Consider the following 9,609-nt stretch of genomic DNA (forward strand, 5'->3'; position numbering starts at 1 on the left):
CAATAGGTTACCCAACAGCGGCTTGCCCAACGGCCGCCATCGTACTACGCACCCCGCATCTGTGAGGTGACGAGAGTGGCTGAAATACTTGGCTCGGGCGAGGCGCTGGAGCGGGCGCTGGCGCTGCTCATGGAAGGCGATGTCGTCGCCATCCCGACGGAAACCGTCTACGGGCTGGCCGGCGACGCCACCAACGGCATCGGCGTCGCACGCATCTTCGAAGCCAAGGGGCGCCCGCGCTTCAACCCGCTGATCGCCCATGTCGCGGATATGGCGATGGCAGAGCGCCTCGCGTTGTTCGATCCGCTGTCCAGGAAACTGGCGCTGGCATTCTGGCCAGGTCCGCTGACGCTGGTGCTGCCGCAACGGCCCGGCAACGGCATCCATCCGCTGGTCACCGCCGGGCTCGATACGATTGCCTTGCGCATGCCGAGGGGCTTTGGTGGCGAGCTGATCGCCAGGCTCGGCCGCCCGCTTGCAGCGCCCAGCGCCAATTCATCCGGCAAAATCAGCGCAACGACCGCGCAAGCGGTAGCGGCGGATCTCGGCACGCGCATAAAGCTGGTGGTCGATGGCGGCGCGACGCCGATCGGGCTGGAATCGACGATTCTCAAGGCCGAAGGGGACAGATTGCGGCTGCTGAGGCCCGGCGGCATCGCCGCCGAGGAGATCGAGGCGGCTATCGGCATGGAGCTGTTGCGCGGCGGCGCCGCCGGCGTCGAGGCGCCGGGCATGCTCGCCTCGCACTATGCGCCAGGTGCTGCGATGCGGCTCAATGCCGGCACGGTCGGCGAGGGCGAGGCTTTGCTAGGCTTCGGCAGCCAGAGGGCGCAAGGCTGGCGCCGCGCCGAAGCCTTCCTCAATTTATCCGAAACCGGTGACCTGCGCGAAGCGGCGAGCAATCTGTTTGCCTATATGCAGGAGCTCGACCGCTGCGGCGCGCAGACCATCGCCGTCGAGCGTATTCCCTTCGACGGGCTCGGTGAAGCCATTAACGATCGGCTGTCGCGTGCCGCCGCCCCTCGTGACATCACGCAGCCCACACCATAGTTTTCCCCCATGACCGAAATCACAGAGACACTCGATTCCGCTCTCATCGATCGCTTCGCGGCGATCGTTGGCGACAAATATGCGCTCCGCGACGAGCGCGATATCGCGCCTTACCTCATTGAGCGGCGCGGGCTCTGGCACGGCGCGACATCGCTGGTGCTGCGCCCGGGCAGTGTCGACGAAGTCAGCCGGATCATGCGGCTGGCGACGGAGACGGGAACGCCGATCGTGCCGCAAAGCGGCAACACCGGGTTGGTCGGCGCCCAGGTGCCGGACAGGTCCGGGCGCGAAATCGTCCTGTCGCTGTCGCGGCTGAACCGCATCCGCGAGATCGATGTCCTGTCCAACACGGTGACGGTCGAGGCCGGCGTCATCCTGCAGACGCTGCAGGAGGCAGCCGACGCCGCCGACCGGCTGTTTCCGCTGTCGCTGGCCGCGCAAGGCTCCTGCCAGATCGGCGGCAATCTTTCCTCCAATGCCGGCGGCACCGGCGTGCTTGCCTATGGCAATGCGCGCGAACTTTGCCTCGGTGTCGAGGTGGTGCTGCCGACCGGCGAGGTGTTCGACGACCTGCGCAAGCTGAAGAAGGACAACACCGGCTACGATCTGAAAAACCTGTTCGTCGGCGCCGAAGGTACGCTCGGCGTCATCACCGCCGCCGTGCTCAAGCTGTTCCCGAAGCCGAAGGGGCGCGAAGTCGCCTTCGCCGGCCTTTCGTCACCCGAGGCAGCACTTTCGCTGTTCAGCCTGGCCATGGACCGTGCCGGGGCAGCGCTCACCGCTTTCGAACTGATCGGCAGGCGGCCATATGATTTCACGCTGGCGCATGCCCAGGGCGTGGTGCGGCCGCTGATCGAGGACTGGCCGTGGTATGTGCTGATGCAGATTTCATCAGGCCGTTCGTCGGAGGATTCGCGGGCGTTGATCGAGGACGTGCTCTCGGCCGGCCTTGAACAGGAATTCGTCGGCGACGCCGTCATTGCGGCGAGCCTCGGGCAGGGGGATGCCTTCTGGAATTTCCGCGAGCTGCTGCCCGAGGCGCAGAAGCCGGAAGGCGCCTCGATTAAGCACGACATTTCGGTGCCTATTGCATCGATCCCGCGCTTCATCGAAGAAGCCGCCGGCGCCGTGGCGTCGGTAAGTGCAGGCGCCCGCGTGGTCTGCTTCGGTCATATGGGCGACGGCAATCTCCACTACAACATTTCGCGGCCAGTCGACGGCGATGATGAGGCGTTCCTCGCTCTCTATCACCCCATGAACAAGGCGGTGCACGGTGTGGTGCGCAGCCTGCACGGTTCGATCTCGGCCGAGCACGGCATCGGCCAGTTGAAGCGCGACGAACTGATCGCCACCGCGCCGCCAATGGCGATCGATCTGATGCGAAGGGTGAAGGCCGCTTTCGACCCGGCCGGCATCATGAATCCGGGTAAGGTTATCTGATCCTTTCCACATCTTGCGGCTGGTGGGATTCCGATAACCATCCCTGAGATCAGCAAAATTTAACCGACTTTCTTAAGCGGGGCGGTAAGGAGCCCGCGCTACTGTCTCCATACAAACGAGGCTGGAAAAACCGGCCCGGAGAGAACCGGACACCGGCTCTCAGGAGACAGACAGGAAGGCCACTCTATGAACACCGGACTGAAGCCAGTCTGGGCGGGACGCAACATGCGTCTCGACCCATTTCGCCTGCCGCAAGTGGTGAGCTACGCGACTCGCGACGACTACGGCGATGTAACCTTCACCATCGACCAGCGCGGCGCCGTGATCCGCCGCCTGCTCGAGATGAGCGGCCTGCCCGCGATCATCGTTCTGCCCGCCAATGCGTTCCGCGGCGTTGCCGCCCGCGCCATGGAGGATCCGGACGGCAATGTCACGGTGACCCTGGAACTCCTGCACAACGACCCGATGCTGTCGGTGCCGCTGCTGGTGGCCGACGATCTCGACGATGTCGCAGCCGACTGGCGCGCCTGGGCCGACGCTTACCGTCTGCCGATGCTGCTGATCGAATCGGACGGCGTTGCCCGCACCCTGGAAGAATCGCTCGGTGCCGCCATCAAGACGCTGCCGCCGCAGGATCGGCGCAAGGGGCGGATTTCGAACACGCGCCGTCCGCGTTTCCTCGCTCGCCGCAGGGCCGGCGCCCTCGGTCTCAGGCTGGTCATCGACGGCCAGGAGATTATTTCGAGGGATTAGCCTTCTTCTCCCCGTATAGTGACGGGGAGAAGAAGACTAAACCAGCGGCTTCAGAGCCACCCACACAGCGCCGCCGATCAGGCCCAGGAAGATCAGCCAGCCGACCTGGTTATTCGACCTGAACAGCCGCAGGCATTGGTCCGGATTGTCGATATCCAACACGGCGATCTGCCGCGCCATATGGGCGCCGGCGGCGATCAGTCCGGCCAGCGCCACCACCGGCGCTTGCGCCGACGCGAAGGCGATGGCGAAGCAGATCAGCGCGCCGCCATAAAGCCCGGCCAGCCACGATTTGGTGTTATCGCCAAACAGGCGTGCCGTCGAGCGCACGCCGACAATGGCGTCATCTTCCTTGTCCTGATGTGCGTAGATCGTGTCGTAGCCGATCACCCACAGGATCGAGCCGATATAAAGCATGATGGCAGGCCCATCGAGATCGCCGAACTCGACCGCCCATCCCATCAGCGCGCCCCAGGAAAAGGCAAGGCCAAGCACCAGTTGCGGCCAGTTGGTTATCCGCTTCATGAATGGATAGATGGCGATGACCGCCAGTGAGCAGATGCCGAGCAGGACGGCGAAGCTGTTGAACTGGATGAGCACGACGAGGCCGACCAGGGCCTGCAGGACGAGAAACAGCCATGCCCGCCGGCGCGTCGCCTTGCCCGACGGCAACGGTCGCGAGCGCGTGCGCTCCACCTGGCTGTCGATGTCCTCGTCGACGAGGTCGTTGTAGGTGCAGCCGGCGCCGCGCATGGCGATGGCCCCGACCAGGAACAGCACGAGATACAAAGGCGCCGGCAGCAGTGAGAGCAGCGGGTCGCCCGGACGCGGATAGGCGCTTGCCGCCAAGGCTGCCGACCACCAGCACGGCCACAGCAGCAACTGCCAGCCGATCGGCCTGTCCCATCGAGCAAGCTGCGCATAGGGCCATATCGAGCGCGGCAGCACGCGGTAGACCCAATGGCCGTTCGGCGCATCGGCGACACGGCCCTGGGCCGCTTTCGACTGGATATTTTCCATGTCCATGGAGTGGCAGCAGCGGCAGAAACCGTCAAGCGGCAAGCGGAGACGCGGCGCCTGTCAGCCTTTCACGAGGCAAAGATGTCGCGGGTGGCGAACCAGTCCCTGGCCACCTCGACGAAGGCCAGCGCTGCATTCGACACACGCTGATGCGTGTCATAGGTCAGCAGGATCCGCTGCATGGGCAGCGGATCGGACAGCGGCTTGCAGATAAGCGGCAGGCCGTCATAGCTGCGGTCGCCGTGCGGGCGGGTATAGCTGACCGCGACGCCGAAGCCGTTGGCGACCATGCTACGCTGCAGTTCGAACGAGCTTGTCGTCGTATCGGCCACCGGCGAGAGGCCGCGGCTGCGGAACAGGTCGAGCATGTGCTGCCAACTGTGCGGCTGATCCGTCGTGATCAGCGGATAGGCGGCCAGATCGGCAAGGCTGACCGTTGGGCGGTCCGCCAGGGCATGGCCTGCCGGCAACAGCGCGTGTGGACGAAGTTCGCGCAGCAGGATGCGGGCGAAATGCGTCGGCAGGCTGAGATCATAAGTCAGGCCGAGATCGATGGCCGCATCTCCCAGCCGTCGTCCCAGAGTCTCGAACGTCTCGTCGCGAACGACGATTTTGACGGCCGGATAGCGTTCGGAGAAGGCGCGGATCAAAGCCGGCGCGAAGAAAGGCGCCAAATCCTCGAAGCATCCCAGCACCAACTCACCGCTGACAGCCGATTTGCTTGAACCCAGGCCGACGAGTTCTTCCGTTTCGGTGAGAACCTGCCTTGCCTTGGCCACGACGGCGCGGCCGAACGATGTCGGCGACACGCCGCTTCCGCGCTGGCGGACGAACAGCTTCTGGCCGAAATTCTTTTCGACCGCGTCAATGGCCACCGAGATCGACGGCTGCGAAACGTTCAGCATCTTTGCCGCTCCGGTGACGCTGCCGTGACGCGCCACGGCAACAAGATAACGCAATTGGGTGAGGGTCACATTCATAGGATAGTCCTATGTATCAAATGGAAAGTTATTATTTTACTGAATGAACGAGGGTTGCGATAGTCGGTTCATTCCAAGAGGAGAACGCCATGGCTTCCGCAACCGACACCCAGACAATCGACGCCCAAACCATCGATGCAAAGACGATCGCCGACTATCAGCGCGACGGCGCTGTCTGCATTCGCGGCGCCTTCAAGGGCTGGGTCGACACGATCGCCGCCGGCATCGAGCGCAACATCCAGAACCGCAGCGCCACCGCATCCGACATCGCCAACGGTCGCGGCAGTTTCTTCGACGACTACTGCAACTGGGAGCGCATTCCCGAATTCGTCAGCGTGGTGCGGGGTTCGCCCGCCGCCGAACTGGCGGCAGCGGTGATGCAGTCGCGCACCGCGCAGTTCTTCCACGATCATGTGCTGGTCAAGGAACCCGGCACGCAGAAGCCGACGCCCTGGCATCAGGACATCCCCTACTATTTCGTCGATGGCCAACAGACGGTGAGCTTCTGGATCCCCATCGACCCGGTGAAGGAAGCGACGCTGCGCCTGATCGCCGGCTCGCACAAATGGGACAAGATGATCCTGCCGGTGCGCTGGCTCGACGACAGCAATTTCTATGCCGGCGAGGGCGACTATCTGCCGGTGCCAGATCCCGACAAGGATCCGTCGATGAAGGTGCTCGAATGGGAAATGGAGCCGGGCGACGCCATCCTGTTCGACTTCAGGACCGCGCATGGCGCGCGCGGCAACCTGACCGCGGCGCGGCGCCGGGCGCTGTCGCTGCGCTGGGTGGGTGACGATGCGCGCTATGTCGAGCGGCCGGGCCGCACCTCGCCGCCCTATCATGGCCACGGCATGCAGCCGGGCGAGAGGCTGCGCGAGGACTGGTTTCCGGTGGTCTACCAGGGCTGAAGCGAGGCCAGAAAATCGACGCCGATGTGCGCCGCCGATTTTCGGCTGGGGTAACGTTCCCGTGCGCAATTCCCATCAATGCGCCCGGATGCCTTGACCCGTCGCCCAGAGAGCAATAGCGGGTGCTCTAACGGATAGTCGGCATCAAGAGGTGGCCATGAACGTTCTTCTTCTCGGCTCCGGCGGCCGCGAACATGCGCTCGCCTGGAAGATCGCCGCATCACCGCTGCTGACAAAGCTCTATGCGGCTCCCGGCAATCCGGGCATCGGCAGCGAGGCTGAGCTGGTGAAGCTGGATTTAGCCGACCATGCCGCCGTGGCCGCGTTCTGCCGGGAGAAAAAAATCGACCTCGTCGTGGTCGGCCCGGAGGGGCCGCTGGTCGTCGGCATTGCCGACGATCTGCGCGCGCAAGGCATTCGCGTCTTCGGACCCTCCAAGGCTGCCGCACAGCTGGAAGGATCGAAAGGTTTCACCAAGGATCTCTGCGCCCGCTACAACATCCCGACCGCCGCCTATGGCCGTTTCAGTGACCTGGCCTCGGCCAAGGCCTATGTCGAAAAGACCGGAGCACCGATCGTCATCAAGGCCGACGGGCTCGCTGCCGGCAAGGGCGTCACCGTCGCCATGACGCCCAGTGAAGCACAGGCAGCACTCGATGCCTGCTTCGACGGTTCCTTCGGCGCCGCTGGCGCGGAAGTTGTGGTCGAGGAGTTCATGACCGGCGAGGAGGCGAGTTTCTTCTGCCTCTGCGACGGCACCACCGCACTGCCCTTCGGTACCGCGCAGGACCACAAGCGCGTCGGCGACGGCGACACCGGTCCCAACACCGGTGGCATGGGCGCCTATTCGCCGGCACCGGTGATGACGCCGGAACTGGTCGCGCGCACCATGCGCGAGATCATCGAGCCGACCATGCGCGGCATGGCCGAACTGGGGGCGCCGTTCTCCGGCGTGCTGTTTGCCGGGCTGATGATCACCGACAAGGGACCGAAGCTGATCGAATACAACACCCGTTTTGGCGATCCGGAATGCCAGGTGCTGATGATGCGGCTGAAGGATGATCTGCTGGTCCTGCTCAACGCGGCGACCGACGGCCAGCTTGCGCATACTTCGGTGCGCTGGCGCGACGAGGCCGCGCTCACCGTAGTAATGGCGGCGAGAGGCTATCCCGGCACGCCGGAAAAAGGCTCGGTCATCCGCGGCGTCGAAGACGCGGCGAGCGACGGCGTCCAGATCTTCCACGCCGGTACCGCCATCAATGGCGGCGCGCTGGTTGCCAATGGCGGCCGCGTCCTCAACGTGACGGCATCAGGCGCCACGGTCGGCGAGGCACAGAAACGAGCCTATGCCGCGCTTGACCGCATCGATTGGCCGGACGGGTTCTGCCGCCGCGATATCGGCTGGCAGGCCGTAGCGCGCGAACAGGGAACCTGAAGTTCCGCATTGGCTCACCGCTGGCCGCGATCGAGTTCGGTGGAAGCGGTGCTGAGTGGATCGGACACGGCAAAGGCAGCGTCGAGTTGTGCGGGTGAACGCCGTTCGGTCCGCTTCCAGGCGACATATTGGACAATGCCGAAGCTTGGCCGTCGCGGCACCGTCTTCACGACTGGCATGCGGAAGCCGTCGCGGAAACGGGACCAGCGTGTGCCCAACGCTGTAACCATGTCCTCGAGAGTCGGCGGCGCGGCCACAGACGCATAGGTGATGGTGACATTGCCGGCGAGGCCGGCCTCGCGTGAAACCGGTAGCGGTATCGAGGCGAGATAGTCCGGCGGCACGTCGATAAGCCCACCGAACGGCCATTGCGCGCGCAGCGTGGCGGCGTCTGTCGGCGCGACATTCACGTCTATGTCGTTAGGCGTGCCGGCAACCCTGTAAGGGCAGCGGAAACGGCCGCAATTGGCTTGCGCCGAAAACTGCCACAGTGCGTAGCCTTGCCAGTTGCCCATCGGAAAATGCACGTCGATGTCCTTGGTGTAGCGCGCATACCAGAGCGGCAGCCGCGACAGGAGCCGGTATCGGTACCTGTTGTCGGCAATATGCTGGGCGGTCTTGCCGTTGGTGTACAGCACCGGGAAGCGGCCGATGCGCCGATGCACCTGGCGTACGAACTCCTCGGCATCGTCGAGCGACATCCATTGCGAGGGGTCATTGCCCTCGATGTCGAGAGCCATGAGATCGTCCGGCGCAGGCTCGGCGAAATCGAGGAAATTGTTGGCCTGCTCGACCGGATTGCCGGGACGGGCAAGGTGATAGGCGCCCCATTTCAGGCCGAGTGCCTTGGCCACCACCCGGCGCGTCTGGAACAGTTCGCGCGTCACCGCATGGCGTTTCCACAGCGCCTTGCAAAGCTTCACCTCAATGTCGTTGCCCAAGCAGAAATAGGGGGGCGGCACGCCGTCGGAGGCCTTGTTGATGAAGCCCACGATCCGCTTGTCGGTGGCGAGCTGGGCCCAGTCGATGGAATTATATTCGTAGGCATCGACGACCAGAGCGCGGTCGGCGTTCTTCCACGGCTCGGAGAAATCCGAGGCCGTTGCCGCCGTCGAAAGCGCCATCGTCGCCGCAAGAGCGAGGATCGCCAGCGCATGCCGGCCAAAAGTGTGCAGCGGTTTTGGGGCAACGACATGCGCAGGAAACAGAGGCTTGAAGGGTGTCGGTACGACACTCTTCAAGCGGCGAAGGAGGTGCGCCGTCCTTTTCAAAACAGGGAATCCCCGTTGACCAAAAACAAATCCTGAACGGCTATGGTTAAGGAAGTGCTTTCGGGGCTGGCCTCAGAAAAGCTGGCCACGCATCAGCCGCTAGAATTCAAACGGGTCAGGCGCCGGCTCTTGCCGCAGCGTGCCTTCGGCGGCGCGTTTGCGGTGGTGGGCGAGCGAGCATTGCGGCGAGCACAAAATGCCGCGATCCGACCAGTAGGCGGCACCATGGTCCAGTCTGCCCCCATGGTAGCAGAACCCCTCCGCTCGATAGGGCAGGCCGCATTCGATGCAGCGGTAGGCGTCGGGTCTGGCAAGCATAGGCGGTTCCGGTTGGCTGGTCTGATCCATCGCCGGTCGACTTGATCCGGCATGGGTTGAACTTAATACGCGCCGCCGCGATTGCAAAATCCGCGTGACAAAATTTGACGTTTACGTAAAAAGAAGATGGGAGACCGCTGATACGGCGGGTGGTTTTGCAGCGGCACCGGTTCTAGGGTTGGGCAGGCCGATGCAATCAGGAGGAGTGGGCGGCATGTATAGGGCACCGGTCGAGGATATCGCCTTCACGCTCAAGCACGTGGCCGGCATGAAGTCGGCGCTCGATGCCGGCACCTTCGGCGATCTCGGCGAGGACCTGGTCGATGCCGTTCTGGGTGAGGCCGGCCGTTTCGCCACCGAAGAGGTCGCACCGCTCTACACGATCGGCGATCGGCAGGGTGCGGTGCTGAAAGGCGGCGCCGTCACCACGC

General features: G+C 64.0%; 9 protein-coding genes and 1 pseudogene. 6 read left to right on the plus strand and 4 right to left on the minus strand.

Translation table 11 applies throughout. The features are described 5' to 3' along the window. Nucleotides 1-75: 75 nt before the first annotated feature. The 3 genes from EN984_RS11315 (at nucleotide 76) to EN984_RS11325 (ending at nucleotide 3,243) form a co-directional block, all read left to right on the plus strand. Entirely contained in the window at nucleotides 76-1,050 is a 975-nt protein-coding gene (locus tag EN984_RS11315; protein ID WP_127270789.1) for an L-threonylcarbamoyladenylate synthase, read from the plus strand. 9 nt (nucleotides 1,051-1,059) lie between these two features. Further along, complete coding sequence (locus tag EN984_RS11320; RefSeq protein ID WP_127270791.1) at nucleotides 1,060-2,490, plus strand: FAD-binding oxidoreductase; 1,431 nt, start codon at nucleotides 1,060-1,062, stop codon at nucleotides 2,488-2,490. Nucleotides 2,491-2,676: 186 nt separating this feature from the next. Continuing rightward, on the plus strand, nucleotides 2,677-3,243 hold the full coding sequence (locus EN984_RS11325; protein ID WP_023808648.1) for a DUF6101 family protein: 567 nt from the start codon (nucleotides 2,677-2,679) through the stop codon (nucleotides 3,241-3,243). A 36-nt stretch (nucleotides 3,244-3,279) separates the two neighbouring features. Here the strand turns inward: EN984_RS11325 and ubiA are convergent, their stop codons facing one another. Together ubiA and EN984_RS11335 are read right to left on the minus strand one after the other, a co-directional pair. Further along, nucleotides 3,280-4,263, minus strand: coding sequence for a 4-hydroxybenzoate octaprenyltransferase (gene ubiA / locus EN984_RS11330; RefSeq protein ID WP_164749081.1), 984 nt, complete (start codon nucleotides 4,261-4,263; stop codon nucleotides 3,280-3,282). 68 nt (nucleotides 4,264-4,331) lie between these two features. Then, entirely contained in the window at nucleotides 4,332-5,243 is a 912-nt protein-coding gene (locus EN984_RS11335; protein ID WP_127270340.1) for a LysR family transcriptional regulator, read from the minus strand. Between the two features lie 89 nt (nucleotides 5,244-5,332). On the opposite strand from EN984_RS11335, the gene EN984_RS11340 reads away from it, so the two are divergent. Beyond that, nucleotides 5,333-6,154 (plus strand): phytanoyl-CoA dioxygenase family protein, encoded by an 822-nt coding sequence (locus EN984_RS11340; RefSeq protein ID WP_127270339.1) that lies wholly within the window; start codon nucleotides 5,333-5,335, stop codon nucleotides 6,152-6,154. Nucleotides 6,155-6,311: 157 nt separating this feature from the next. Then, the gene (purD, locus tag EN984_RS11345) at nucleotides 6,312-7,589 is read left to right on the plus strand and encodes a phosphoribosylamine--glycine ligase (protein ID WP_127270338.1); all 1,278 of its coding nucleotides are present in this window, start codon (nucleotides 6,312-6,314) and stop codon (nucleotides 7,587-7,589) included. Between the two features lie 14 nt (nucleotides 7,590-7,603). Here purD and EN984_RS11350 read toward each other — a convergent pair whose 3' ends face one another. After that, on the minus strand, nucleotides 7,604-8,713 hold the full coding sequence (locus EN984_RS11350; RefSeq protein ID WP_127302114.1) for a glycoside hydrolase family 25 protein: 1,110 nt from the start codon (nucleotides 8,711-8,713) through the stop codon (nucleotides 7,604-7,606). Between the two features lie 246 nt (nucleotides 8,714-8,959). Further along, nucleotides 8,960-9,178, minus strand: coding sequence for a hypothetical protein (locus tag EN984_RS11355; protein ID WP_013532811.1), 219 nt, complete (start codon nucleotides 9,176-9,178; stop codon nucleotides 8,960-8,962). A 214-nt stretch (nucleotides 9,179-9,392) separates the two neighbouring features. Between EN984_RS11355 and EN984_RS11360 the strand changes: the two are divergent. Further along, nucleotides 9,393-9,609, plus strand: a pseudogene (locus EN984_RS11360) (acyl-CoA dehydrogenase); the annotation flags it as partial.

This window comes from Mesorhizobium sp. M7A.F.Ca.CA.004.12.1.1 (assembly GCF_003997835.1).
In the GTDB taxonomy this organism is placed as follows: Bacteria; Pseudomonadota; Alphaproteobacteria; order Rhizobiales; family Rhizobiaceae; genus Mesorhizobium.

Bases quoted from the DNA above. Each gene is read 5' to 3' on its own strand.
- EN984_RS11320 (WP_127270791.1), top strand. From the start codon at position 1,060: ATGACCGAAATCACAGAGACACTCGATTCCGCTCTCATCGATCGCTTC.
- EN984_RS11325 (WP_023808648.1), top strand. From the start codon at position 2,677: ATGAACACCGGACTGAAGCCAGTCTGGGCGGGACGCAACATGCGTCTC.
- ubiA (WP_164749081.1), bottom strand. From the start codon at position 4,263: ATGGAAAATATCCAGTCGAAAGCGGCCCAGGGCCGTGTCGCCGATGCG.
- EN984_RS11335 (WP_127270340.1), bottom strand. From the start codon at position 5,243: ATGAATGTGACCCTCACCCAATTGCGTTATCTTGTTGCCGTGGCGCGT.
- EN984_RS11340 (WP_127270339.1), top strand. From the start codon at position 5,333: ATGGCTTCCGCAACCGACACCCAGACAATCGACGCCCAAACCATCGAT.
- purD (WP_127270338.1), top strand. From the start codon at position 6,312: ATGAACGTTCTTCTTCTCGGCTCCGGCGGCCGCGAACATGCGCTCGCC.
- EN984_RS11350 (WP_127302114.1), bottom strand. From the start codon at position 8,713: ATGGCGCTTTCGACGGCGGCAACGGCCTCGGATTTCTCCGAGCCGTGG.
- EN984_RS11355 (WP_013532811.1), bottom strand. From the start codon at position 9,178: ATGCTTGCCAGACCCGACGCCTACCGCTGCATCGAATGCGGCCTGCCC.